The sequence below is a fragment of the Streptomyces sp. NPDC028305 genome (assembly GCF_055569495.1).
In genome coordinates this window covers 900,283-924,731 of sequence record NZ_JBVHTN010000005.1, presented here as the reverse complement: position 1 = coordinate 924,731, position 24,449 = coordinate 900,283, and the positions used below count along the sequence as shown (strand labels likewise).

Sequence of the window (24,449 nt, the reverse complement as noted above, 5' to 3'; positions counted from 1 at the left end):
GTGTGTCCTTGCCGCCATCCGGGACAGACCGCAGGGTGGAAGGGTGAACCAGCGACACGTCGTCTTCGTGATCTACGAGGGGTTCCAGTCGCTCGACCTGGCCGGTCCGCTGGAGGTGTTCCAGCACGCCGACCGCCTCGCGGGCGGCTACTCCTGCCGGATCGTGGCGCCCCTCCCGGGCCCCGTGCGGTCGTCCGGCGGCCTGCCGGTGCACGCGGCGCACGGGGTGGCCGATCTCGACCCCGGCGGGATCGACACGCTGGTGGTGGCGGGCGGCCGCGGGGTGGACCGGGCCCGCCACGATCCGGCGCTGACCGGCTGGATCGCGTCGGCCGCGGCCGGCGCCCGGCGGGTCGCCTCGGTGTGCAGCGGGGTGTTCCTGCTGGCCGCCGCCGGGCTCGTGGACGGGCGGCGGGTCACCACCCACTGGGGCCGCGCGGAGCAACTGGCCCGGGAACACCCCGGGGTGCGGGTCGACTGCGATCCCATCTTCGTCCGGGACGGGAAGGTGTGGACCTCGGCGGGCGTGACCGCCGGGATGGATCTGGCGCTCGCGCTGGTGGAGGCGGATCTGGGGCGGAAGACGGCCCACACCGTGGCCCGGGAGCTGGTGTTGTTCCTGCGCCGCCCCGGCAGCCAGTCCCAGTTCGGCGTGGGGCTGTGGTCGGCGCAGCCGGCCACCGACTCGATCGGCGCCGCGGTGTCGGCGATCCACGCCGACCCGGGCGCCCGGCACACCGTCGCGGATCTGGCGGGGTGTGCCGGGCTGAGCACACGCCATCTCCAGCGCAGGTTCGCCGCCGAGCTCGGCGTGCCGCCCGCGGTCTATGTGGAGCGGGTGCGGGTCGAGGCGGCGCAGCGCGCGCTCGTCGAGGGCGGCGACCCCGTCGAGGCCATCGCCCGGCGGTGCGGCTTCGGCACCGCAGAGACCCTGCGCCGCGCCTTTCACCGCCATGTCGGCGTCGCCCCGTCCGACTACCGGGACCGTTTCCGATCCACGAGGGAGTACACATGACCACCTACGGACTGCTGGTGTTCGAGGGGGCCGAGGAGCTCGACTTCGTCGGCCCCTGGGAGGTGTTCACCGCCTCGTCGATGCTGCGCGACCACGCCGACACCGCGCTGCTCATCGCCGAACGGCCCGGCGCCGTCCGCTGCAACAAGGGCATGCGGGTGCTGCCGGACCACACGCTGGACGACCATCCGCCGCTGGACGTCCTGCTGGTGCCCGGGGGCATGGGCACCCGCCGCGAGGTGTCCAACCCGGCGGTCATCGACTGGATCCGCAAGACCTCCGCGCACACCGAGTGGACCACCGGCGTCTGCACCGGGGCGCTGCTGCTGCACGAGGCGGGCCCGGCGCGCGGTCGCCGGGTGGCCACCCACCACGCTTTCGAGGACGCTCTGGAGGCCCGCGGCGAGGTCACGGTGGTGCGCGACGCCCGCTATGTGGTCGACGGCGACCTGGTCACCAGCCAGGGTGTCTCGGCCGGGATCGACATGGCGCTGTGGCTGGTCGGCCGCCTGCACGGCCGGGACCACGCGCGCGCGGTCCGCCGGTACATCCAGTACGAGCCGGCGCCGCCCTACCTCGCCGACGAGCCGCTGGGGTCTTCTGTCTGAACACCTCCTGACGTAGTCGGCCGGCGCGGGTGCCTGGTTCCCGCGCCGCACCGGGAGAAACCTCACGCGCCCCGCCCCCGTGCCACGGCGTCCGCACGGTGTTCCGGCGTGCCAGCATGACGGCGGCCGACCAGGCCATGTGCTCTCGCAGGAGTGATGATGACGGACCACCATCCCCCGTCCCCCGAAAGGCGTGTCGCCGTGCGGCGCCTCGCGCCGCCTCCCGCGCTGCTGGGCTTCCTGGTGCTGCTCGGGCTGCTGTTCGCGGCCTCCTACGCGGTGGGGGCGGCGGCCGGGCCGGTCGCCCCGTGGATGCGCCCGTCGAGCCCGTCCGGGACCGCCCCGGGGGACGGGGGCGGGGGCGGAGACGAGGGCGGGGATGGCGGCGGCGGGATGCACGGCATGGCCGCGCGGCCGGGTGGCGGGCGGTGACCGCCGCGGCCCCGCAGGTGGCGCCGTCGGCCGGGCTCGCGATGCCGCCGCAGCGCCCGGGCCCTGAGGACGTGGCGGCCGACATGGCGGCGCCGGAGCGCCGGCGGCTGCTGGTCGCCGCGGTGCTGGCGCTGCCCGTGCTGGTGCTCTCCGTGGTGCCGGGCGCGCAGTTCCGCAACTGGCAGTGGCTGTGCTTCGTACTCGCCGCGCCGCTGGCGGTGTGGGGCGCCTGGCCGTTCCATCAGCGGGCGCTGCGAGAGCCGACGGTCGCCTCGGACACTTTGGTGTCGCTCGCCGTCGTCGCGTCGTTCGTCTGGTCGGCGTACGCCCTGTTCCTGGGCGGGGCCGGGGAGCCCGGGGCACGGCTGCCCTTCGACCCGACGGCCACCGCCGGAGTCGGCGCGGCACGCCCGTGTCCGGACGCGGTGGCCGGGGTCGTGCTGTGTGCCCTCGCCGGGCGCTGTCTGGAGGCCAGGGCCGGGCGCCGTACCGCCGCCTCGGCTCCGCTCCCGGCCGACGCGATGGCCCGGGCCTGTGTGCCGATGGTGGCGGCCGTGGCCGTGACGGTGCCGGGCTTCTGGCTCGGGGCGGGCGCCGAGCCACGGGCCGCGGTGGCCGCCGCCGTGGCGGTGCTGGTGGTGGCCGCCCCCTGCTCGCTGTTGGCGGCGGTCCCGGCGACGCTGCTGTCCGCCGCCCTGCGCGGCGCCCGGATCGGCGTTCGGGTCCGTCGGCCGCGGGCCTTGGAGGCGCTGCGCGCCGTCGACACCGTCGTGCTGAACACCGTGCGGCGGCCCGGCGATTACCGGGCGGTGCGCCATCTGAAGCGGCTCGGGCTGCGGCCGGTGCTGGTCACCGGGGAGCAGGAGGAGGCGGCCCGGGCCGCCGCCGACCGGTTGGGCATCGCCGAGGCGCAATCCGGTGTCGGGCCGCGCGACAAGGCCGTCCTGGTGCGGGAGTTGCGGGAGCGGGGACACCGGGTGGCGGTGGTGGGCGAGGGCGCCGAGGACGCGGCGGCGCTGGCCGAGGCCGACCTGGGCATCGCCCTGGGGGATGGCGACCCGGTGGCCGTCGGGGCGGCCGACATGACGCTGACGCGCGGGGACGTCGAGGCCGTCGTCGACGCGATCCGTCTCGCGCGGCGCACCGGGTACGTCCTCCGCGCCCAGCTGGTCTGGGTGCCGGGCTGCCAGGTGGTCGCCCTGGCGCCCGCCGCCGCCGGTTGGCTCAACCCGTCGGGCGCCGTCGTGGCGATGGCGGCCGGTGTTCTGCTCGCCGTCGCCGACGGCCTCGGCGCGTACGCCACCGGCCCGCGCCCGGCCCCGGCCGCCCGAAGGCTCACCCCATCATGAGGAACGTCATGCGCCCCGTGCTTTCGCCCACCCGTCGCCGCCTGGCCGGCGCCGTCCGCGGCGCGCTGGCGCCGCTGGTGGCGAGCGCCGTCGCCCTCGGCGGGCTGACGGCCTGGACCGCCACCGGCGCGGCCGGTTCGCCGGCCCGGCTCCGGATCACCGACGGCCGCGTCTGGCTGCCGTACGCCGGCAACGAGTTCACGGTGGCCTTCTTCCGGGTGCGCAACGCCGGGGGCGCCGAGGACCGGCTGGTGTCCGTGACCTCCCCGGTCACCGGCCGCGCCATGCTCTCCCGGACGGTGCGCAGGGGCGCCACGGAGTCCATGGCCATGGTCGACACGGCGGCCGTCCCCGCCCGCTCCGGGCTGACCATGTCGGCGGGCGGCCTCAAGGCGATGGTCAAGGTTTCCACGCCGCTGCGGCTGGGCGAGGAGCTGCCGTTCGTGTTGCGGTTCCGCGACAGCGGCCGGGTCACGGCCACGGCCCGCGTGGTGCGACTCGGCGACTGAAGCAGGTGTCAGGGCGCGGCGAGCGGCCGCGCCGCGTACGCCCGGGAGTCGCGGCGCCCGTCCGGAGTCCCGTTCAGACGCCCCTGGCGGCGGCGTAACGGGCCGCCACGTCCTCCCAGTTGACGAGGTCCCAGAGCTTGGTGACGTAGTCCGGGCGGACGTTCTTGTACTGGAGGTAGTAGGCGTGTTCCCAGGCGTCGAACACCAGCAGCGGCACCGCGCCCTGGCCGACGTTGCCGTGATGGTCGTAGACCTGCTCGACGATCAGGCGCTTGCCCAGCGGCTCCCAGGCGAGCACGCCCCAGCCGGAGCCCTGGACCGTGGTGGTGGCGGTGGTGAGCTGCTTCTTGAACGCCTCGAAGCCGCCGAGGTGTTCGTCGATGGCGTCGCCGAGCGCTCCGTCGGGGCGGTCGCCGCCGTCCCGGGACAGGTTCTGCCAGAAGATCGAGTGCAGGACGTGTCCGGAGAGGTTGAACGCGAAGGTCTTCTCCAGCCCGACCAGGCCGCCGAACTGCTCCTTGTCCCGCGCCTCGGCGAGCTGCTCCAGGGTGTCGTTGGCGCCCTTGACGTAGGCCGCGTGGTGCTTGGCGTGGTGCAGCTCGAGGATCTGACCGGTGATGGCCGGCTCCAGCGCGGCGTAGTCGTACGGCAGGTCGGGAAGCGAGTACGTGCCCATCAGGCACAGCCCCTTTCGGCTTTCGACGGTGAGTGATCGTGCCGGGACCCACCCTAGAGCCTTATTGCGACTTAGTTGCAACAACTACAGATATGCAGGAGCATGAAGGCGTGCGGGGCCGGCCCGTCAGCCTTCGCGATCGACGCCCGTAGCCATCCGGGCGCGTCCTTCCGAGGGGTGATCGTCTTCTCGCCCGGCGACCGCCGGTACCCGGCCGGCTCCGTGCACAACCACCCCCCTCCCGCCCCGCTCATTACCAAGTCTTTGCCGTTCGATAGGGTGTACGGGGGACGTCACCGGCCAAAACCAGCCGCCGTGCGTCCACCGCCAAGTGGCACACACGACGGAAGGATGGCCGTGGGAGCTCCGCGGATCAGCAGTACGCCGTTGCCCGGAATCGGTGTCCGTTACGACCTGACCACGCGAGAACACCAACGCATGTCGGTGGTCGCGCATCGCGACGGCGGGCGGACAGTGAGCGCGTATCGCGAGGACGACCCTGACGAGTGCGCGCTGTCCGTGCGGCTCACGGCCAAGGAGACGGAGTCCCTCATCGGCGCGCTGATGCCGTCGCACCACAGCCCCGCGCTGCTGTCCACGACCGAGCTGGGCCTGGTGGCCGAGCGGGTCGAGCTGTCGTCGGTCTCGCACTGGAACGGGCGGGTGCTGGGCGAGACGCGGATGCGGACCGAGACCGGCGCCTCGATCGTCGCGGTGCTGCGCCGCGCGGAGGCGATCCCCTCCCCGGCGCCGGACTTCCGGCTGGCCGGCGGCGACACCCTGATCGTGATCGGCACCCGCGAAGGCGTGGAGACGGCCGCGACGATACTTGGGCGGGAGTGATCGATGCATTCCTCCGCTCTTTTCCTGATCGAGTTCGGGGCGGTCATCCTGGGCCTGGGCCTGCTGGGCCGGCTGGCCGGACGCCTTCAGTTCTCCCCCATCCCCCTCTATCTGCTGGCCGGGCTCGCCTTCGGCGAAGGCGGTCTGCTGCCGCTGGGCGCGAGTGAGGAGTTCGTGGCGATCGGCGCCGAGATCGGCGTGATCCTGCTGCTGCTCATGCTCGGGCTCGAGTACACCGCCAGTGACCTGGTCAGCAACCTCAAGACCCAGTACCCGGCCGGACTGGTCGACGCCACGCTCAACGCCCTGCCCGGCGCCGCCATGGCGCTGCTGATGGGCTGGGGCCCGGTGGCCGCGGTGGTGCTGGCCGGGGTCACCTGGATCTCCTCGTCCGGCGTCATCGCCAAGGTCCTGGGCGACCTGGGGCGCCTGGGCAACCGCGAGACCCCGGTCATCCTGTCCATCCTGGTCCTCGAAGACCTGGCGATGGCCGTCTATCTGCCGATCATCACCGCCCTGCTGGCGGGCGTGAGCCTGGCGGCGGGCAGCGTCACCCTGGCCATCGCGCTCGGCGTGGCCGGTCTGGTGCTGTTCGTCGCCGTGCGCTACGGCCGGGTCATCTCGCGCTTCGTCTCCAGCGACGACCCGGAGAAGCTGCTGCTGGTGGTGCTGGGCCTGACCCTGCTGGTCGCCGGGATCGCCCAGCAGCTCCAGGTGTCGGCGGCCGTCGGGGCGTTCCTGGTGGGCATCGCGCTGTCCGGCGAGGTGGCCGAGGGCACGCACAACCTGCTCAGCCCGCTGCGGGACCTGTTCGCGGCCGTGTTCTTCGTCTTCTTCGGTCTGCACACCGACCCGGCGAGCATTCCGCCGGTGCTGCTGCCGGCCCTCGCGCTGGCCGTCGTCACCGCGGGTACGAAGATCGCCACCGGCTACTGGGCGGCGAAGCGCGCCGGGATCTCCGTCAAGGGCCGCTGGCGAGCGGGCGGCACCCTGGTCGCGCGCGGCGAGTTCTCCATCGTCATCGCCGGACTCGCCGTCACGGCGGGCATCGAGCCGGAGCTGGGGCCGCTGGCCACGGCCTATGTGCTGATCCTGGTGATCCTCGGCCCGCTCACCGCCCGCTACACCCAGCCGCTCGCCATGCGGCTGACCGGCCGCCGCAAGCCCGCCGAACCGGCCGCCCTCGCCGAGGCGGCCGAGGCCGCCGAGCGGCCGCAGGAGGCGGCGGAGCCGCGGGAGTCCGTGGACCAGCACGGCCACTGACCTGCCCGCGGCCCGGCCGCGTCACCTCCCCGGCGCCTCGGCGCCGGGGAAGCGCAGGGTCATCCAGTGCTCCGGGTCGTCCAGGAGCGAGAAGCCGATCTTCTCGTAGACGCCGTGGGCGTCGAACGTGGCGAGCAGGATGCGCCGCAGCCCGAAGGGCTCCAGGTGGTCACGGACGGCCGTGACCAGCGCGGTGCCGAGGCCCGTCCCGCGCGCGGACCGGTCCACGTAGACATCGCACAGCCAGGCGAAGGTGGCGTGGTCGGTGATGACCCGGGCGTACGCGACCTGGGTGCCCGAAGCGGTCTCGTACGCGCCGAAGTTGAGCGAGCCGGCGATGGCCAGGTCCTGCTTCTCGCGGGTGCGGCCCAGCGCCCAGTACGCGTCGGTGGACAGCCAGCGGTGGATCCGGGCCGGGTCGAGGCGGGCGGGGTCGCTGGATATCTCGTAGCCGTCCGGCACCGGCCGGCCGTTCGTGTCACTCATGGCGGGAGACTCGCAGGTCAAGGGGGCCGCGTCGAGGGGTTTTCGGCACGTGGAAGATCCTGCGTGCCGTCACCCCAGCACCTCGTCGCAGGCGAGGCGCAGCCGGCGCAGCCCCTCCGCCAGCTCGCCGGCGCCCGCCGCCGAGGCGAAGCCCAGCCGCAGGTGCGGGGCCGGCGGCTCGGCGCAGAAGTACGGGCGGCCGGGCGCGACGGACACCCCGGCGCGCAGGGCCGCGGCCGTCAGCGCGGCCTCGTCGGCCCCGTCGGGCAGCCGCAGCCACAGGTGGAAGCCGCCGGGCGGGACATGGCGCAGGGCGAGTTCGGGGAGGTCCCGCCGCACGCCCGTGGCCAGCGCCTCGCGGCGGGCGCGCAGCTCGGCGGCGACGGTGCGCAGATGGCGGGGCCAGGCGGGCGAGCCGACGAGTTCGAGCGCGGCCTCCTGGAGCGGGCGCGGCACGAAGAAGCTGTCGACGACCTGGATGGCGCGCAGCCGCTCCAGCGCCGGGCCGCGGGCGGCGAGCGCGCCCACCCGCAGGCTGGCCGAGGTGACCTTGGTGAGCGAGCAGACGTGGACGACGACTCCGTCGGGGTCGTCGGCGGCGAGGGTCGCGGGCAGCGGCCCCGCGTCCTCGTGGGCGAGGCGGCGCGCGAAGTCGTCCTCGATCACGAACGCGCCCGCCTCCCGGGCGACCCGCAGCACCTCGCGCCGCCGCTCGGCGGAGAGCACCGCGCCGGTCGGGTTCTGGAAGAGGGGCTGGCAGAGGAAGACGCGCGCCCCGGTCGCGCGCAGCGCCTGTTCGAGCAGATCGGTGCGGACCCCGTCGGCGTCCACGGGGACCGGGACCGGCCGCAGCCCGAAGGCGCGGGCGGCGGCGAGCGCCCCGGGGTAGGTGGGCGACTCCACGAGTACGGGCGCGCCGGGGGGCGCGAGGGCGCGCAGCGCGGTGGTCAGCGCGCTCTGGCCGCCCGCGGTGATCAGCACCTCGGAGGGGGCGAGGGCCCCGGCCCGGCCGCCGATCTCGGCGGCGAACCACGCGCGCAGCTCGCTCAGCCCGTCGATCGGCGGGCGGTCCCAGGCGCCGGGCCGCCGCCCGGCGCGGGCGAGGGCGGCGGCCAGCGCCCGCTCCGGCTGGAGCGAGGGGTGCAGATAGCCGCCGTGCAGTTCGAGTGCGCCGGGCGGCGGGACGGCCAGGGTCATCAGCACCCCGGAGGCGTCGACGGAGCGCGGGACCGACTCGCCGGACGTCTCGACGCTGAGGGCCACCTCCTGCCAGGAGGTGTCGCCGGGGCGCGGCGCCTCGGCCGCGCACGGCCGGGCGGCCCGGAAGGCCCCGGCGCCGGGGCGGGTGACGACGAGCCCCTCGGCGCGCAGCGCGGCGAGCGCCCGGGAGACGGTCACCGGGCTCACCCGGTAGCGGTCCACCAGGGCCCGGCTGGACGGCAGCTTCTCACCCGGAGAGTAGCGGTTCAGCTCCGTGCGGAGGATTCCGGCCAGTTCCGCGACACTGCTACGCTCTTGCATGAGAGCCCAAGATAGCGCTATTGCGAGCGAGACGATAGCGGTGAGCGGTGGCGCCGAGCCGCGCCCCGCCGCCCGGCCGCCGCTCGGCCGTCCCCGCCCCGCTCCGTCCCCCGTCCACCGCGGGGGCGTCCTCGGCACCGTCATGGCCGCGCTGGGCGTGGCCGCGTTCTCCCTGACCTTCCCCGCCACCGCCTGGGGTCTCGAGGGCCTGGGCCCCTGGTCGCTGGTCGCCTGCCGGCTCGCCCTGGCCGGGCTGGTCGCGGGCGGCGCGCTGGCCGCCCTGCGCGTCCCGCCGCCCGCCCGGCGCCACTGGCCAGGGCTGCTGGTGGTCGCCGGGGGCGTCGTCATCGGCTTCCCCCTGCTGTCCACCCTCGCGCTGCGGACCTCCACCACCTCGCACGCCGCCGTGGTCGTGGGCCTGCTGCCGCTGACCACGGCCGCCTACGCGGCGGTGCGCACCGCCGAAGGGGCGCGCCGCTGTCGAAAGGGAGAGCGCGCGCAGGCCCTGAGGAACGAGGGGCCGAGCACGGTCGACCGTCGACAGGGGCTGAGGCGCCCCGGAGGCGAACCAAACCCAAAAAAAGGAGCCAGGCCCACCCGTGTGTTCTGGATTGCGGCCCTGATCGGCGCGGCGGTGATCGTCGCCTTCGCGCTCCAGCAGAGCGGCGGCGCGCCGACCGCCGGGGATCTGTATCTGTTCGGCGCGCTGCTGGTGTGCGCGGCGGGCTACGGGGAGGGCGCCCGGCTGACGGCCCATATGCCGGGCTGGCAGGTGATCGGCTGGGCGCTGGTGGCCTGTCTGCCGCTGTCGGTGCCGGGCGCGGCGGCCGCCCTGGCCACCGAGCCCGTGCACCTCGGGGCGCACGCCGTCGCCGGGGTGCTGTGGCTGGCCCTGGGCTCCCAGTTCCTGGGTCTCGTGGTCTGGTACCGCGGGATGGCCGCCATCGGCGTGGCCAGGGCCAGCCAACTCCAGCTGGCCCAGCCCCTGCTCACCCTGGTGTGGTCCGTGCTCCTCCTGGGCGAACACCTCACCTGGGCCGCCCCCGTGGCCGCCGTGGCCGTCCTGGTGTGCATCGCCGTGACGCAGCGGGCGTCGACGGGCGCAAACCGGGAGGAGCGGCCATAAACTGGCCTCAGGGACCGCAACACCCTCCGGGGCACCGGACAGGAGGTCACGCGCATGGAGGCGACCGTAGGCGACAAGCTGCTGGTACACGGCAGGGTTGTCGGAATTCACGACCGGACCGCGGAGATCATCGAGGTACTCGGGGACCACGGGACCCCGCCGTACCGCGTCCGCTACGAGGACGACGGCCACGAGTGCCTCGTGTCCCCCGGCCCGGATTCGGTCGTGCGTCACCTGCCCACCGGGCGCCCGCGGCCGTAGCATGGCCCGGGCTGCTCAGCTCAGCGGGGCGGACGCACGCGATACGGGTAGTGGTCGGCGACCACGCGCGCCATGGCGCCGTTGCGGTCGGCGGCCACTTCCTTGGCGGAGAAGTAGACGTTGCCCCGCACCTGCGGATAGTCCCGGTCGAAGGTGAGGTGCCGGGACAGCTCCGCCGGGTCCTGCCAGGGCGCGGGCTGCGCCGGGTCCCCCGCCTTGTAGAGCGCCTCGCCGATGTACAGGTGCACATCGGTGCCCCGCACCACCTCCGCCCACCAGGGCACCAGCTTGGCGTAGTCGGCGGCGGCGAAGCCGATGTTCCAGTACACCTGCGGGACGATGTAGTCGATCCACTCCTCGCGGACCCACCTGCGCGTGTCCGCGTACAGGTCGTCGTAGGTCTGCACCCCGGCCCGGGTGTCGGAGCCCAGCGGGTCGGTGGCCTGGTTGCGCCAGACGGCGAAGGGGCTGATCCCGAACCGCACCCGCCGGTCCAGCCGCTTGATCCGCCCGGCGGTCTCGCGCACCAGCCGGTCGATGTTGTCCCGCCGCCAGGCGGCCCGGTCCGGGAACCCCGCGCCGTGGCGTTCGTACGCCGCGTCGTCGTCGAAGACCTGGCCCGCCACCGGATAGGGGTAGAAGTAGTCGTCCCAGTGGACGCCGTCGATGTCGTAGCGCGCCACCGCGTCCAGCATCGCGTCCTGGACGAAGCGGCGGACCTCCGGCAGGCCGGGGTTGTAGTAGAGCTTGCCGCCGTAGGGCACCACCCACTCCGGGTGCAGCCGCGCGGGGTGGGTGGGGATCAGCCGGGTGGGGTCGGTGTGGTTGGCGACGCGGTACGGATTGAACCAGGCGTGCAGCTCCAGGCCCCGGCGGTGGGCCTCGCGCACGGCGGTGCCCAGCGGGTCCCAGCCCGGGTCGCGGCCCTGGACGCCCGTCAGATACTCGGCCCACGGCTCGTACCGGGAGGGCCACAGCGCGTCGGCGGTCGGCCGGACCTGGAAGACCACCGCGTTCAGCCGCCGCTCGACCGCGGTGTCCAGGAAGGCGAGCAGCTCGGCGCGCTGCTCGGCGGCGGTCAGGCCCGGCCTGGAGGGCCAGTCCCGGTTGGCGACGCTGGCCAGCCACATCCCGCGGAACTGACGCGTGAGGTGTCCGCCGCTCCCCCGCGCCTCCTCACGCCCGTACGCCGCCGTCGAACCCGTCGTGACGGTCGCGGCCAGCGCTCCGGCGGCCGCGACCGTCAGTCCCCTGCGCGTGATCTGCCCCATCCTCGCTCCTCGCTCGCTCGCCTGTTGATCGTGGCTAACTCCCGCCGATGATGCGGGTCTTACGGGCACACGGCAATCCTTCCCACCCTTCCGGACCACTCGACTCTTCACCGCCACGCCCTCTTGACTCCACTCTTCTCGCCCGGTCATCCGGCCGCTAGCATCGGTGGTACGCACACATGGGAGCGCTCCCAAACCCGGATACGGACAGACCGGCACAGACACCCGCCCCCGTACCGCCGCGGCCCGCGGCGGATGCCCGGAGAGGAAGTTCCCGTGCGCTTTCATGGCAGGAGAAGACCACTCGGCGCGCTCATGGCCGCGCTGGCGCTCGTCGGCGGATTACTCACCGCGGCCGCCGCCCCCGCCGCCGCCCACCCCGACCGCGCCGCGAGCGACCGCGCCCCGAGCCGCCCCGCCGCCGGGCTGGCCGCCGCCACCTGGAAGAACGTCCGCGTCGACGGGGGCGGCTTCGTCCCCGGCATCGTCTTCAACCGCAAGGAGAAGAACCTCGCCTACGCCCGCACCGACATCGGCGGGGCGTACCGCTGGGACCAGACCGGCAAGCAGTGGGTGCCGCTGCTGGACTGGGTGGACTGGGACCGCTGGGGCTGGACCGGAGTGTCGAGCCTGGCCAGCGACCCGGTCGAGCCGAACAAGGTGTACGCGGCCGTCGGGACGTACACCAACAGCTGGGACCCGACCAACGGCGCGATTCTGCGCTCCTCCGACCGGGGCGCCACCTGGCAGTCCACCACCCTCCCCTTCAAGGTCGGCGGCAATATGCCCGGCCGCGGCATGGGCGAGCGCCTGGCGGTCGACCCCAACAAGAACAGCGTGCTGTACTTCGGCGCGCCGAGCGGCAACGGCCTGTGGCGCTCCACCGACTCCGGCGCCACCTGGTCGAAGGTGACGGCCTTCCCCAACGCGGGCAACTACGCCCAGGACCCGAGCGACTCCAGCGGCTATCTGAGCGACAACCAGGGCGTGGTGTGGGTGACCTTCGACGAGCGCACGGGCTCGTCGGGCACCGCGACCAAGACCATCTACGTGGGCGTGGCCGACAAGCAGAACACCGTCTACCGCTCGACCGACGCCGGCGCCACCTGGTCGCGGGTGGACGGACAGCCGACCGGCTACCTCTCCCACAAGGGCGTCCTCGACTCCAAGAACGGCTACCTCTACATCACCACCAGTGACAAGGGCGGCCCCTACGACGGGGAGAAGGGCCAGGTGTGGCGGTACGCCACGGCCACCGGCGAGTGGAAGAACATCAGCCCGATGGCGGACGCCGACACCTACTTCGGCTACAGCGGGCTGACGGTGGACCGGCAGAAGCCCGGCACGCTGATGGTGACCGGCTACAGCTCCTGGTGGCCGGACACCCAGATCTTCCGCTCCACCGACTCCGGCGCCACCTGGACCCGCGCCTGGGACTTCACCAGCTACCCCAACCGCTCCTTCCGCTACACCCAGGACGTCTCGTCCGTGCCCTGGCTGACCTTCGGCACGAACCCGTCCCCGCCCGAGGTCACGCCCAAGCTGGGCTGGATGACCGAGGCGCTGGAGATCGACCCGTTCGACTCCAACCGGATGATGTACGGCACCGGCGCCACGGTCTACGGCACCGAGAACCTCTCGTCCTGGGACTCCGGCGGCCAGATCAAGATCACGCCGATGGTCAGGGGCCTGGAGGAGACCGCGGTCAACGACCTGGCCAGCCCGCCGTCCGGCGCCCCGCTGCTCAGCGCCCTGGGCGACATCGGCGGCTTCCGCCACACCGACCTCGACGCGGTGCCCACCAAGATGTTCGCCTCGCCCAGCTTCACCACGACCACCAGCCTGGACTACGCCGAGACCAACCCGAACACGGTGGTGCGGGTCGGCAACAACGACGCCGCGCCCCGAATCGCCTTCTCGACCGACAACGGCGCGAACTGGTGGCAGGGCAGCGAACCGTCCGGGGTCACCGGCGGCGGCACGGTGGCCGCGGCGGCCGACGGCAGCGGCTTCGTCTGGAGCCCCGACGGCACCTCCGCCGTCTACTACACCGCCGGCTTCGGCAACTCCTGGACGGCCTCCAGCGGCATCCCGGCCGGGGCGGTCGTCGAGTCGGACCGCAAGAACCCGAAGAAGTACTACGGCTTCAAGTCCGGCACGTTCTATGTGAGCACCGACGGCGGCGCCACCTTCACCGCCAAGGCCGCCACCGGGCTGCCCACCGACGGCCCCGTACGCTTCAAGGCCCTGCCGGGCACGGAGGGCGACATCTGGCTCGCGGGCGGCAGCGCGAGCGGTACGTACGGGCTGTGGCACTCCACCGACTCGGGCGCCACCTTCACCAAGCTGTCCGGCGTCCAGCAGGCCGACAACATCGGCTTCGGCAAGGCCGCAACCGGCGCCACGTACCAGACGCTCTACACCAGCGCCAAGATCGGCGGCGTCCGCGGGATCTTCCGCTCCACCGACGCCGGGGCGAGCTGGGTACGGATCAACGACAACACACACCAATACGCCTGGACCGGCGCCGCGATCACCGGCGACCCCAGGGTCTACGGGCGGGTGTACGTGAGCACGAACGGGCGCGGCATCCTGCGCGGCGACTCCGCGTAACCGAGAGGCCGCCGACCACGGCCCCCGACCGCCCCAACGGGGCCCGCCGCCCGCCCACTTGAGATCCCGGGCCGGGGTCCGGACCACAAGGTTCCGGCCCCCGGCCCACCCCTCGGACCCGACCGGCAGGTAACGTCTGGGACGACCTACTGATCAGCGGAAGGGCACGAGGTGACCGACATCCAACGCGTCGGAGTGGTGGGCTGCGGCCAGATGGGCGCGGGCATCGCGGAGGTGTGCGCCCGTGCCGGCCTGGACGTCAAGGTCGCGGAGACCACCGGTGAGGCCCTGGAGCTGGGCCGCACCCGGCTGACCAACTCCCTCGGCAAGGCCGCCGAGCGCGGCAAGATCACCGAGGCGGAGCGCGACGCGACGCTGGCGCGGCTGAGCTTCACCACCGACCTCGGCGAGTTCTCCGACCGCGATCTCGTCATCGAGGCGGTCGTGGAGAACGAGCAGATCAAGACCGAGATCTTCCAGGTCCTCGACCAGGTCGTGACCCGCCCCGACGCCATCCTGGCCTCGAACACCTCCTCCATCCCCCTGGTCAAGCTGGCCGTCGCCACCTCCCGCCCCGACCAGGTCATCGGCATCCACTTCTTCAACCCGGCCCCGGTCCAGCAGCTGGTCGAGCTGATCCCCGCGCTCACCACCGGTGACCAGACCATCAAGCGCGCCGAGGCCCTGGTCCACGACGTCCTCGGCAAACACGCCATCCGCGCCCAGGACCGCTCCGGCTTCGTCGTCAACGCCCTGCTGATCCCCTACCTGCTCTCCGCCATCCGCATGTTCGAGTCCGGCATCGCGAGCCGCGAGGACATCGACAACGGCATGGAACTCGGCTGCGCCCACCCCATGGGCCCGCTCAAGCTCTCCGACCTGATCGGCCTGGACACGATCGCGGCGATCGCCGACTCGATGTACGGCGAGTACAAGGAGCCCCTGTACGCCCCGCCGCCGCTGCTGCTGCGCATGGTCGACGCCGGCCGGCTGGGCCGCAAGACGGGATCGGGCTTCTACGAGTACGTCTGACCCGCGCTAATACCTACGCTGAGCGATCACCGGAAGGTCCCGACGGGCATCAGCAAGGGCCGCTGTCCGCGAGTCGGATAGCGGCCCCGAGTGATCGTTCATGCCGCCAGGGAGTTCTCAGGGGGTTTCGGTGGGAGTTCACGTATCCCGCTCGCCACAGCGGATCTCACCGAGGAGCGGCACCGCCGGCGGCATGCGGGCACAGACCACCCACGTGCCGCCGAAGCACGCCCCCTGAACGAGGAGTTCCACCGACTGAGCAGCCACCGGCAGCGCGAGGGGCGCGAACTCCTCACATGCCAGCGGCTCCACCGTCACCTTCGAGGTGCTCGCCCGGCGACGGGTGAGGTGCCGCTGACCGCCGCGAACGTCGGGGCGGACCCGGCCGGGGCGGCGAGTAACGCGATGACCGCGCACCTGGCGGCGGTGGATCCGCACCCAGCTGGACGCCGCAGGAAAGTACGTGCCGCCCGACGCCCCCAGGCGGTTACCGGGTCTCTTGCAGAAAGCCCCGGTGTTCACGCCGGGGATGAATGCATCTCAAGACTGCTCTGACGTATACCTCAGAGCGGACGTTTTTGCTGCTCGATGTACTGGCGGACGATCGCCAGCGGTGCTCCGCCGCACGACGCGGAGAAGTACGAGGGCGACCACAGGTGCCCGTGCATGATGGCGCGGTTGATCCGGCCGGTGAACTCCTGCCGTATCCGGCGGGCGGAGACGCCCTTGAGGCTGTTGACCAGCTTTGAGACGGCGACCTTGGGTGGGTAGTGCACCAGGAGGTGGACATGATCGCGTTCGCCGTTGAACTCCTTCAGCTCCGCCTCGAAGTCCTCGCACACCTTGCGCGTGATCTCCTCGCAGCGTGTCAGCATCTCGTCTGTGAACATCCCACGCCGGTACTTCGTCACAAAGACCAAGTGCACATGCATCGCCGAAACTACGTGTCTTCCACGCCTGTAGTCGTTCTGCCCATCCATGAGATCAATCGCATTTAGGGTGGTGGGTGTGCAGCTCCGCTACAACTATCGGGCCTACCCGGATGCCACCCAGCGCCGTGCGCTGGCGAGTGCGTTCGGGTGCGCCCGCGTGGTGTGGAACGACTGCCTGCGCGACCGCAAGGAAGCGCACGCGGCGGGGCTGCCGTACGTGAAGTCGGCGGAGTTGTCCCGGCTTCGCATCACTCAGGCCAAGCGCACCGGGGAACGCGCCTGGCTCGCCGACGTGTCGGCGGTCGTCCTGCAACAGTCCCTTCGGGACCTGGACACCGCCTACAAGAACTTCTTCGACTCGGTCAAGGGCAAGCGGCCCGGCCGCAAGGTCGGCCCTCCCCGCTACAAGTCGAAGAAGGACACCCGGCAGTCGATCCGTCTCAACACCAACGCCTTCTCCCTCCAGGACGATGGCACCGTGTACGTGGCCAAGGTCGGCAGCCTCAAGGTCACGTGGTCCCGTCGGCTTCCGGCTGCGCCCACGTCCCTGACCGTCACCAAGGACAGCTGCGGCCGGTACTTCCTGAGCTTCGTGGTGGAAACCGAGCCGGACATCCTTCCGGAAGTGGAGACCGACGCCGGTATCGACCTCGGTCTGTCGGCCTTCGCGGTCCTGTCCGACGGGCGGAAGATCGAAAGTCCCCGCTTCCTGCGCCGGGCGGAGAAGAAACTCAAGCGCCTTCAGCGGGAGCTGTCCCGCAAGGCCAGGGGATCGAAGAACCGGGCCAAGGCCCGCATCAAGGTCGCACGCCAGCACGCCAAGGTCGCCGACCGGCGTCGGGACTTCCACCACAAGGCATCCACGCAGATCATTCGCGACAACCAAGCGGTGTATGTGGAGGACCTCGCGGTGTCCGGCCTCGGCCGCACCCGGCTCGCCAAGTCCGTGCACGACGCGGGATGGTCCGCGTTCGTCGGCATGCTGGAGTACAAGGCAATCAAGCACGGCCGCACCTTTGCCAAGGTGGACCGGGCTTTCCCGTCCTCTCAGGTCTGCTCGGCCTGCGGATTCCGGGACGGCCCCAAGCCCCTGCACGTCCGCGAGTGGACGTGCAGGAAATGCGGCACCGTGCACGACCGTGACCACAACGCGGCCCGCAACGTCCTCTTCGAGGGACGCCGTATCGTCGCCGCCGGACGGGCGGAGACGTTAAACGCCTGTGGAGCGCCGGTAAGACGGGCACACGTGCCCGCACAGCGCGTTGAAGCAGGAAGCCTCCGGAAGGGTCAGACGACCCAGGCCGGAATCCCTGGACTTTAGGCCAGGGAGCACGTCAATACTTCTCCCAGCACATCTTGTGTGACCCGATCCAAACCTTGTGGTTCTTGCCGTTGATGGGGATCGTCTCGTGGTGCGCCCCGATGGTCACGCAGTGTTTGTATCCCGGGCTCGGGCTGGGCGTGTCGTCACTGGCTGCCGCATGGGAGTGCGTCACCGAGGCGGAGGGCGTCGCGAAGGCGGTACCTGTCAAGGCCGCGGCCCCTCCACTGGCCAGCATGGCTGCGGCAGCACCGGTGGCCAGCGCGCGCGCAATCGGGTTCCGCATCACTGTCACCTTCTTTGATCGACTCGCGCATCTCTACGATCCATCGTTCGCTTCTCGCGTCCACGGTGCATCTCGATCACCGGACGTGGTCACGCACCCGGCAGGACCGGCCGCAGCTACCTCCGCATCGCCCGCCCCGCGCCCGCCGGCCGGGGCGTTCTTCATATCCAGGAGTTTCCGTATCGCTACACCCCTGTCCGCTGCCGCGCTGCTCTCCGACCTCAAGGCGGGTCGGCTCTTGGCGCACTCATAACCGGAACAGCAAGGGCCCTTGGCGTCCGGTGAACGGGGTGATGATCCACCACACCGTCACGTCCGGCACGAAGACCTCGGTCGACAACTGCCGCAACGGCTACAGCTCGCTGCCCGGACCGCTGCGCCATGGCGTCATCGACAAGGATGGCGTCGTCCATCTGGTCGGGTACGGGCGCACAAACCATGCGGGCGGCGGGGATCCGGCCGTGCTCACCCGGGTCGTCGCCGAGGACTACGGGGACCGGCCGCCCGCGCCGAAAAAGGGGCCACGCCGATGGCACCGACGGAAACCGGCACTTCTACGGGTTCGAGTGCATCAACCTCGGTGACGGTACGGCGAGTCGAGTCACGCCGTCGTGGCATCGTCGAGGGAATCCCGAGTACAGGGCAGTACGCTGCGCATCCAACTAGACACGGAGCGTGGCTAGTTCGAAGAGGAGGAGTCCTTCATGCGCATTCGATCTACCTGCGTCATGGTCGCCGTAGCGCTGAGTGCGACTGTGCTCGGGGTGAGCACCGCCGACGCGACGGGGCCGTTGAGCGGCACCAAGGTCCGCTCCTGGCAGGCGGGTCACGTCCTCGGCGTCGCCGGCAACTCGACGGTCGGCGGTGCCGAGGTCCAGTACCAGACCGACACCAACGACTTGGCCCAGAAGTGGGCCATCGATCCGGTCACCCGCGACACCTTCCTGCTGCGCAATCTCAACAGCGACATGTGCGTCACCGCTGTGGCCGGCGGCGACACGGAAGCCCTCCAGCAGCGTCCGTGCGACACCCGGTGGGACGAGCAGACCTTCACCATGGACGACTCCAGCAAGCCCAACCGGCCCCTGCTGCGCAACGTGGCCCACAACAAGTGCATGCAGCAATATGCCGGCACCGCGCCCACCTACGCCCGGTTGTACGCCTGCACCCGCGCCAGCACCTGGCAGATGCACTCGTTCGACGTCCGGTGACCTCGCTTAAGGGCGGGGTCACACAGCAAGCCAGCACGACCTGACCAGGCCCGACCCGAAGAAGGGGCGTCCGAAGCCACCTCCTATGGCTTCGGACGCCCCGGTCCGGTTCGCCTCCGTCGCCGTACGGGACGAAGGCGGCTACGACATCGTCCGCCGCGGCGCCACCCGGAGCGAATGCGAAGTCACCATCGAGACCAGCATCGACCGGATCGCGGGCGACCTCACCAAATGGCCGGCCGCCCGCGCTTGCCAGAAAGCTGCCTAACCCAGGTCGGTCAGGTCGATCGGCTGCTGCAACTGGTAGACGTCGCCCATGGGCGGGAAATTGCTCAGGCTCACCGAGAGGGAGCGCGGGACGATGACCTGCTCCCCTTTGACCTGGACCTCACCCTCAAGCCCCTGAGTCGCTGCGGCCTGAGAGAAGATCTCTGCCACCTCCTCGACGCTCTGTCCTTCCGTGGGCACGATGCGGATCACGTCGTCACTCAAAGGGGCCTCCAGAAGTCCGTACCGCCCGTGCGGCGGCTGGCGCCACACTCCCGGACCTTCCGGTCCCAGCCCCTCCGGGTCGAGGGAGAAACAGCCGGATCCACCTGATTGAGGACCCGGGCGTCACGGTGTCGATGACAACGGGCCAGGTGCAGATCGTCGTGACGAGACATCACTCAATGGGGATGGCTCCGGAACTCACTGCCGATCATGGCCCTACGGCGCCCCGCACGCTCCACAGACGGAGCCAAGTGGCTCTCACTCCCATCTAGCGGCTGGCCCGCTGACGTCCCACACTGTGCCCCCTCGTCTTGGCCTCCGGGCCGGGCGAGGGAGCTTTCGTCATGCCCAGACAGCACGACGGCCCCCAGGGTGATCTGGAGGCCGATCGCTGCACCCCCGGGTTCCCCCGGAGTACCGTCTGAGTGTCGAGTTCAGAACGGAGTTCAGTATGCCCGAAGAACCGCACATCGGCGCCTGGCTACGCAAGATCCGCAAGCGGCGCGGCCTGAGCCAGCGCGACCTGGCCGCCGCCTCCGGCGTATCACTCTCGCTCATCAGGAAGTTGGAGCAAGGCGACCTCCACGACACCCGCATGGAGACAGCCCACGAACTCGCCGTCGCCCTACGCGTGCCCACCAGCAGCCTGCTGGAGCGCGACGACGAGGAGACCGCAGGCGAGATGGCCGAGCAATGGCGACCGCTTCAGCAGGCCGTCCAGATCGCGCCCGTCCACGCAGGCGAGGCCCCGACAGTTGAGGGCGTTCGCGCCATGCTGCCCGAGGTGCGCTCCGCCTACTTCGACAACCGACTGGCCGAACTCACCGGCGTCCTCTCTCCGCTGCTACGTGATGCTGATGCGCTCGGCGACACCACCGATGCACGAGACGTGCGGTCTCATCTGCTGCAGATCGCCGGATCCATGCTCACCCAGGTCCGCCAGTACAGCGCAGCGGAAACCGCGCTACGCCGCGCCCTAGACGACGCCCCGGACCGGCTGCGCGCTGCGGGCATCATCGCCACCTGGAGCTGGCTGCTCGTCCGCCAGGGCAAGCTGGCCGCGTCGCGAGAACTGGCGACTCGGTGGGCCGATGACGTCGAGCCGCGGGTGTCCCGCGCGACGCCGGAGGAACTGGCCGCCTGGGGCTGGCTGCTGATGCAGGCCTCGGCGGCGAATCTTCGCGACAACCGGCGAGGGGAAGCGGACGACACCATGCGGCTCGCGCGGTCCGTCGCGGTCCTGATGGGCCGGGAGTTGCCACGCGGCACGGACCGGCTCACGACCTGGGGGCCAACCACCGTGCGGTACAAGGCGGCGGAGCGGCACATCGTCTTGCAGGAGCCGGACAAGGTACTGCACGCAGCGCAGCGTCCTGGTGGCCTGGCGGTCTCCACGGAGTATCACCGGCACCGGCTGGACGTGGCTAAGGCTCACACCATGATGCGGCAGTACGGAGACGCCATTTCGGTGCTGACCGAGGTAAACGTCAACGCGCCGGAGTGGCTGGCCAGTCAGCGTTATGCGCGGGACATCATGTCGGATGTGGTGGCGAGGCGGAGGACGCTAACTCCCGAAATGCGTACGTTGGCGGACGCGGTCGGCCTACCGATGTAACGCTCCTTGGCACTTTCGTCGGCGGCTCAACGAAAGTGCCATTGAGGTGTGATGCGTGTCTCACTTAGCGTCACGGCACGGACACACGTCACCCTCGTGGGAGCCGACCATGATGCCGAATATCCAACCGTGGACGCCGCCAACCAGCCGTAGCGTGGAGCTTCAGCCCGCTGGCAAATCGTGGGACGTCGTGCGCGTCCCCTTCTCCATCGGCATCAGCAAACGCACTCTCGACCTCCTGGGCGACGCGACGGGCGCGGTCATCGAGAACCCGATCGACAGGGTGCTGTACTGGCTCATCGCACCGGGCGCCGCTGCCGAGTGGGACATGAGCCTGCTGCCCTCCGTCCAGGTGTGGGGAGCGACCGCCTACGTCGAAGTTCCCCCTGTGGGCTTCGAGACGGGGCCGGGCGTGCGCTGGCGCGTACCTCTCCGGTACGACCGGTACCTCACCGACCCGGCGGCCCTCCTCGCCGCGCTCGAGACCGCGACCCGCGAAGCGCTCGGGCCCCGCGAGGAGGCCGCCCGGTGACGGAGTACTGCTACCGCTGCGACAAACCCACCCGCGAGCCGGTCACCGTGCTGCGCGCGTCCGCCTCCGGGCCCGGCTGCCTGCGCCACCTGTGTCCGGACTGCAACCGCCGACGACCGCACCCCGACGCCGACCTCTACGACGTGCTCGTCACCCTCCAGCACGAGAGGCAGACGACATGACCGCCCCGGCCGGCGGTCCACCCCAGCCGGACCCGAAGACGCTGAACGGCGAACAGTTGCAGGGCTGGAACTGCGCCCTGTGCAATGCCCGCCTGTTCGCCGACCGTTCCTTGGGCAAGGTCACCATCGACTACGGCCACGTCACAGAGACCTACGAGCTGTGGGCATGCCGACCGTCATGCCCTCCTCCGCCCCCGTCACACGGGCAGGGGGCCACGTAGACCGGTGGGCCGCCGGCGGTCCGGTCCCCGTGCCGGACGTGCCGGCGCCATAGGCCCACCCTTCAGCGTCCGCCCGCCTCTGTCTCGCCCCCGGAGGCGGGCGGGCACCCCCCCCCCGCTCCGGCCGCTCCCCGTCAGGTGAGGACGGCCGGCCGGAGCGGGCCGCACATGCACGACGACCGAAGATCCACATCGTGAAGGAGAGCACACCATGGCACCGACCCACACCCTCGATCGCCCGGGCACCTCGACCGTCAGGCCGTTCGGCCTGTCCAAGACCGTCCCGGTGACGGGCGAAGCGTTCGTGATGCCGGCCCTGCGCCTCTGCCCGGAGCGGCAGATCAGCGTGACCGAGACCGGGACGCCGTTCATCAGCGAGCCGTCGATGAAGACGAAGCTCACGACGACGACCCAGACCAAGGAGGACAACCAGCTGGCGACCGACACCGCGAACGACACGGACTGAACCGTCAGCTGACCGGAGGAACTGAACCATGACCGTCCTGGTGCTGACCCGGCCCGACGATGCGACCGCTGACCTGGTCATAGCGGAGCTCAACCAACGATCCGTACCCGTACATCGGCTCAGCCCCGGTGACTTCCCGGAGAACCTGACCGTGTCGGCCCGGATCGGCCCCGACCTGACGTCGTGGCAGGGCGTCTTGCGCAGCCAGCACCGGGACGTGTCTCTCAGCGACATCCGATCCGTGTACTACCGGCGCCCCGGAGCGCCCCGTCTCCACCCCGACATGTCCGAGCAGGACGCACGATGGGCGCAGGCCGAGGCACAAGCCGGGTTCAACGGGATGACGTACTCGCTGCCCTGCCTGTGGGTGAACCACCCGAACCGCAACGCGCTCGCTGCGTACCCGCCCATCGCCCTGGCCGCAGCGGCCCGCGCCGGGCTCTCTGTCCCCCGCACGCTGATCACCAACGACCCGCACCAGGCCCGCGAGTTCGTCTCCGCGCTGCCGGGCCAAGTCGCCGCATACAAGGCGCTCGGCACCGCCCACCCCAGCGACCAGGACGACCGGCCGCAGGCCCTGTGGACGACGCAGGTCCGGCCGGGTGAGGTCGATGCGTCCGTCAGGCGCACCGCGCACCAGTTCCAAGAGTGGGTGGACAAGGCGTACGAGGTGCGGCTCACCGCGGTCGCGCACAGCTTGTTCGCGGCCGAGATCCACGCCGGATCAGACGCCTCCCGCATCGACTTCCGCGCCGATTACGACAGTCTGACGTTCACGCCCTGCCAGGTGCCCGAGCGCACCGCCGGGGGCGTCCACATGCTGATGTACACGTTCGGCCTGCAATACGTCGCCCTGGACTTTCTCGTTAACCCGCGGGGCCACTGGTACCTGGTCGACGTCAACCCCAACGGGCAGTGGGGATTCATCCCGGACCTGAGGCCGCCCATCACCCGAGCACTCGCTGACCTTCTGGAGAGGGCCCACACATGATCACCGAAGTACCGTCGGCTGACGAGCTGCGGCACCACATGGCCGACCACCTGGTGAGGGCTGGCTGGATCCGGACCAAGCCGTGGCGTGCCGCCTTCCTGAACGTCCCCCGTCACGAGTTCGTCCCCGAATTCTCTGTCCGGTCACGCGGCAGCCTGCACAGGTACAGCAAGGGCGACCCCGCATGGCTGACCGCGGCCTACAGCGACGCCTCCCTGCTGACCCAGTTCGACCAGGACGGCACCGCCACCAGCTCGTCCACGCAGCCCTCCCTCATGGCCCACATGCTCGAAGCCCTCGACGTCCGCGACGCGGACACCGTGCTGGAGATCGGGGCCGGCACTGGCTACAACGCCGCCCTGCTCTCCCACCGCCTCGGCAGCGACAACGTCATGACTGTCGACGTCGACCCCGATCTGGTGGCGGCCGCGAAGATGCGTCTGTGCAAGGCCGGGTACGAGCCGACGCTCGTGGTCGGCGACGGGATGGTCGGCTGCCCCGAGCGGGCGCCGTATGACCGGCTCCTGGCGACGTGCGGCGTCGGCCGGATCCCGGACGCCTGGCGGGAGCAAGTCCGCCCGGGCGGGGTGATCGTGGCCAATGTGGGCTGCGGCATCGCGCGCCTGTCCGTGACGGCCGACCACTCGGCCGGCGGCCGGTTCCTCCCCGAGCTGGCCGGCTTCATGACCGCCCGGCGGAGCCCTGACACCGTGGCGACCGCCGCGGGGCGGCTCGTACAGCCGCTGCTGACGTGGTCCGACCAGACCCGGGAGATCACCATCCCGGCGAGCCTGGACGCTGCCGTGCCGCAGCTGCTTGCCTCGCTGGTGCAGCCGGGGGTCAACGAGTTCGCCCTGGCGGACGACGACGGCCGGCAGATGCGGTGCCTCTTCGACCCGGTCACCTCGTCGTGGGCGCGGATCACCATGACCGGGGTCCAGACCGCTCGGCTCGACCACGGCGGGTCTCGTGATCTGTGGGCCGAGCGGGAGCCGCTGCTCAGTCACTGGCGGGATGCCGGGCGGCCGGGGCATGACCGCTACGGCCTGTCGGTCTCCGCGGACGGTGCCCATGCGCTGTGGCTGGACGAGCCGGAGAGCGTGAGCTGGCGACTGCCTGACTAGGCACTCGCGCACATGGGGACCGCGAGCTCACCTCACCCGCCCCGTGGCGCGGGCGGTGGGCCCCGTACATT

General features: G+C 71.4%; 27 protein-coding genes and 1 pseudogene. 21 read left to right on the top strand and 7 right to left on the bottom strand.

Annotated features, from left to right (window positions below; all coding sequences use genetic code 11):
* The first annotated feature begins 43 nt into the window (after window positions 1-43).
* The 5 genes from ACZ4WQ_RS24950 (at window position 44) to ACZ4WQ_RS24930 (ending at window position 3,913) form a co-directional block, all read left to right on the top strand.
* Window positions 44-1,015, top strand: coding sequence for a GlxA family transcriptional regulator (locus ACZ4WQ_RS24950; protein ID WP_398377551.1), 972 nt, complete (start codon window positions 44-46; stop codon window positions 1,013-1,015).
* Window positions 1,012-1,623 (top strand): DJ-1/PfpI family protein, encoded by a 612-nt coding sequence (locus ACZ4WQ_RS24945; RefSeq protein WP_311725709.1) that lies wholly within the window; start codon window positions 1,012-1,014, stop codon window positions 1,621-1,623. The genes ACZ4WQ_RS24950 and ACZ4WQ_RS24945 overlap by 4 nt, the downstream gene beginning before the upstream one ends.
* A gap of 159 nt (window positions 1,624-1,782) precedes the next feature.
* Complete coding sequence (locus ACZ4WQ_RS24940; RefSeq protein WP_385345518.1) at window positions 1,783-2,055, top strand: hypothetical protein; 273 nt, start codon at window positions 1,783-1,785, stop codon at window positions 2,053-2,055.
* Window positions 2,052-3,404, top strand: coding sequence for an HAD-IC family P-type ATPase (locus ACZ4WQ_RS24935; protein ID WP_398377549.1), 1,353 nt, complete (start codon window positions 2,052-2,054; stop codon window positions 3,402-3,404). The genes ACZ4WQ_RS24940 and ACZ4WQ_RS24935 overlap by 4 nt, the downstream gene beginning before the upstream one ends.
* Window positions 3,405-3,412: 8 nt before the next feature.
* Window positions 3,413-3,913 carry a copper chaperone PCu(A)C gene (locus ACZ4WQ_RS24930; RefSeq protein ID WP_398377547.1) on the top strand — a complete coding sequence of 167 codons (501 nt, stop codon included), beginning with the start codon at window positions 3,413-3,415 and terminating at the stop codon, window positions 3,911-3,913.
* 73 nt (window positions 3,914-3,986) lie between these two features.
* Here the strand turns inward: ACZ4WQ_RS24930 and ACZ4WQ_RS24925 are convergent, their stop codons facing one another.
* On the bottom strand, window positions 3,987-4,589 hold the full coding sequence (locus ACZ4WQ_RS24925) for a superoxide dismutase (protein ID WP_311725706.1): 603 nt from the start codon (window positions 4,587-4,589) through the stop codon (window positions 3,987-3,989).
* Between the two features lie 351 nt (window positions 4,590-4,940).
* On the opposite strand from ACZ4WQ_RS24925, the gene ACZ4WQ_RS24920 reads away from it, so the two are divergent.
* Together ACZ4WQ_RS24920 and ACZ4WQ_RS24915 are read left to right on the top strand one after the other, a co-directional pair.
* Window positions 4,941-5,432, top strand: coding sequence for a cation:proton antiporter regulatory subunit (locus ACZ4WQ_RS24920; protein WP_311725705.1), 492 nt, complete (start codon window positions 4,941-4,943; stop codon window positions 5,430-5,432).
* A 3-nt stretch (window positions 5,433-5,435) separates the two neighbouring features.
* Window positions 5,436-6,695 (top strand): cation:proton antiporter, encoded by a 1,260-nt coding sequence (locus ACZ4WQ_RS24915; protein WP_311725704.1) that lies wholly within the window; start codon window positions 5,436-5,438, stop codon window positions 6,693-6,695.
* A gap of 21 nt (window positions 6,696-6,716) precedes the next feature.
* On the opposite strand, the gene ACZ4WQ_RS24910 is transcribed toward ACZ4WQ_RS24915, so the two are convergent.
* Window positions 6,717-7,181 carry a GNAT family N-acetyltransferase gene (locus ACZ4WQ_RS24910; RefSeq protein ID WP_398377546.1) on the bottom strand — a complete coding sequence of 155 codons (465 nt, stop codon included), beginning with the start codon at window positions 7,179-7,181 and terminating at the stop codon, window positions 6,717-6,719.
* Between the two features lie 69 nt (window positions 7,182-7,250).
* Window positions 7,251-8,702 carry an aminotransferase-like domain-containing protein gene (locus tag ACZ4WQ_RS24905; RefSeq protein WP_468022417.1) on the bottom strand — a complete coding sequence of 484 codons (1,452 nt, stop codon included), beginning with the start codon at window positions 8,700-8,702 and terminating at the stop codon, window positions 7,251-7,253.
* Between ACZ4WQ_RS24905 and ACZ4WQ_RS24900 the strand changes: the two genes are divergently transcribed.
* Window positions 8,701-9,828, top strand: coding sequence for a DMT family transporter (locus tag ACZ4WQ_RS24900; protein WP_468022416.1), 1,128 nt, complete (start codon window positions 8,701-8,703; stop codon window positions 9,826-9,828). The two genes, ACZ4WQ_RS24905 and ACZ4WQ_RS24900, sit on opposite strands and share 2 nt — an antisense overlap.
* Window positions 9,829-9,882: 54 nt before the next feature.
* A complete protein-coding gene (locus tag ACZ4WQ_RS24895; RefSeq protein WP_014175108.1) occupies window positions 9,883-10,089 on the top strand; it encodes a DUF1918 domain-containing protein in 207 nt (68 codons plus the stop codon).
* A 20-nt stretch (window positions 10,090-10,109) separates the two neighbouring features.
* On the opposite strand, the gene ACZ4WQ_RS24890 is transcribed toward ACZ4WQ_RS24895, so the two are convergent.
* Window positions 10,110-11,360, bottom strand: coding sequence for a glycoside hydrolase family 10-like protein (locus ACZ4WQ_RS24890; RefSeq protein ID WP_468022415.1), 1,251 nt, complete (start codon window positions 11,358-11,360; stop codon window positions 10,110-10,112).
* A 315-nt stretch (window positions 11,361-11,675) separates the two neighbouring features.
* Between ACZ4WQ_RS24890 and ACZ4WQ_RS24885 the strand changes: the two genes are divergently transcribed.
* Entirely contained in the window at window positions 11,676-13,973 is a 2,298-nt protein-coding gene (locus ACZ4WQ_RS24885; RefSeq protein ID WP_468022426.1) for a WD40/YVTN/BNR-like repeat-containing protein, read from the top strand.
* Between the two features lie 171 nt (window positions 13,974-14,144).
* The gene (locus ACZ4WQ_RS24880) at window positions 14,145-15,005 is read left to right on the top strand and encodes a 3-hydroxybutyryl-CoA dehydrogenase (RefSeq protein WP_468022414.1); all 861 of its coding nucleotides are present in this window, start codon (window positions 14,145-14,147) and stop codon (window positions 15,003-15,005) included.
* Between the two features lie 563 nt (window positions 15,006-15,568).
* On the opposite strand, the gene tnpA is transcribed toward ACZ4WQ_RS24880, so the two are convergent.
* The gene (gene tnpA / locus ACZ4WQ_RS24875) at window positions 15,569-15,985 is read right to left on the bottom strand and encodes an IS200/IS605 family transposase (RefSeq protein WP_361191808.1); all 417 of its coding nucleotides are present in this window, start codon (window positions 15,983-15,985) and stop codon (window positions 15,569-15,571) included.
* A gap of 28 nt (window positions 15,986-16,013) precedes the next feature.
* Between tnpA and ACZ4WQ_RS24870 the strand changes: the two genes are divergently transcribed.
* A complete protein-coding gene (locus ACZ4WQ_RS24870; protein ID WP_468022425.1) occupies window positions 16,014-17,258 on the top strand; it encodes an RNA-guided endonuclease InsQ/TnpB family protein in 1,245 nt (414 codons plus the stop codon).
* A gap of 13 nt (window positions 17,259-17,271) precedes the next feature.
* Here ACZ4WQ_RS24870 and ACZ4WQ_RS24865 read toward each other — a convergent pair whose 3' ends face one another.
* Window positions 17,272-17,544 (bottom strand): hypothetical protein, encoded by a 273-nt coding sequence (locus ACZ4WQ_RS24865; protein ID WP_358847412.1) that lies wholly within the window; start codon window positions 17,542-17,544, stop codon window positions 17,272-17,274.
* A gap of 181 nt (window positions 17,545-17,725) precedes the next feature.
* Here ACZ4WQ_RS24865 and ACZ4WQ_RS24860 point away from each other — a divergent pair.
* From ACZ4WQ_RS24860 to ACZ4WQ_RS24850, 3 genes and pseudogenes are all read left to right on the top strand, one after another.
* Window positions 17,726-18,132: pseudogene (locus ACZ4WQ_RS24860) on the top strand (peptidoglycan recognition protein family protein); the annotation flags it as partial.
* Window positions 18,133-18,248: 116 nt separating this feature from the next.
* The gene (locus ACZ4WQ_RS24855; protein ID WP_361191814.1) at window positions 18,249-18,755 is read left to right on the top strand and encodes an RICIN domain-containing protein; all 507 of its coding nucleotides are present in this window, start codon (window positions 18,249-18,251) and stop codon (window positions 18,753-18,755) included.
* An 85-nt stretch (window positions 18,756-18,840) separates the two neighbouring features.
* Window positions 18,841-19,023 (top strand): hypothetical protein, encoded by a 183-nt coding sequence (locus ACZ4WQ_RS24850; RefSeq protein WP_468022413.1) that lies wholly within the window; start codon window positions 18,841-18,843, stop codon window positions 19,021-19,023.
* Here ACZ4WQ_RS24850 and ACZ4WQ_RS24845 read toward each other — a convergent pair.
* Window positions 19,020-19,247, bottom strand: a complete 228-nt coding sequence (locus tag ACZ4WQ_RS24845; RefSeq protein ID WP_361191817.1) for a hypothetical protein — start codon at window positions 19,245-19,247, stop codon at window positions 19,020-19,022. The genes ACZ4WQ_RS24850 and ACZ4WQ_RS24845 overlap by 4 nt on opposite strands.
* Window positions 19,248-19,698: 451 nt before the next feature.
* On the opposite strand from ACZ4WQ_RS24845, the gene ACZ4WQ_RS24840 reads away from it, so the two are divergent.
* The 6 genes from ACZ4WQ_RS24840 to ACZ4WQ_RS24815 all read left to right on the top strand — a co-directional run bounded on the left by ACZ4WQ_RS24840 (window position 19,699) and on the right by ACZ4WQ_RS24815 (window position 24,378).
* Complete coding sequence (locus tag ACZ4WQ_RS24840; protein ID WP_468022412.1) at window positions 19,699-20,862, top strand: helix-turn-helix domain-containing protein; 1,164 nt, start codon at window positions 19,699-19,701, stop codon at window positions 20,860-20,862.
* Window positions 20,863-21,052: 190 nt separating this feature from the next.
* Window positions 21,053-21,394 (top strand): hypothetical protein, encoded by a 342-nt coding sequence (locus tag ACZ4WQ_RS24835; RefSeq protein WP_468022411.1) that lies wholly within the window; start codon window positions 21,053-21,055, stop codon window positions 21,392-21,394.
* Entirely contained in the window at window positions 21,391-21,576 is a 186-nt protein-coding gene (locus ACZ4WQ_RS24830; protein ID WP_468022410.1) for a hypothetical protein, read from the top strand. Before ACZ4WQ_RS24835 ends, ACZ4WQ_RS24830 begins: the two co-directional genes overlap by 4 nt.
* 432 nt (window positions 21,577-22,008) lie before the next feature.
* Entirely contained in the window at window positions 22,009-22,263 is a 255-nt protein-coding gene (gene tgmA, locus ACZ4WQ_RS24825; RefSeq protein ID WP_468022409.1) for a putative ATP-grasp-modified RiPP, read from the top strand.
* A 28-nt stretch (window positions 22,264-22,291) separates the two neighbouring features.
* Window positions 22,292-23,254 carry an ATP-grasp ribosomal peptide maturase gene (tgmB, locus tag ACZ4WQ_RS24820; protein ID WP_468022408.1) on the top strand — a complete coding sequence of 321 codons (963 nt, stop codon included), beginning with the start codon at window positions 22,292-22,294 and terminating at the stop codon, window positions 23,252-23,254.
* Entirely contained in the window at window positions 23,251-24,378 is a 1,128-nt protein-coding gene (locus tag ACZ4WQ_RS24815; protein ID WP_468022407.1) for a methyltransferase domain-containing protein, read from the top strand. Before tgmB ends, ACZ4WQ_RS24815 begins: the two co-directional genes overlap by 4 nt.
* The last annotated feature ends 71 nt before the right edge of the window (window positions 24,379-24,449 follow it).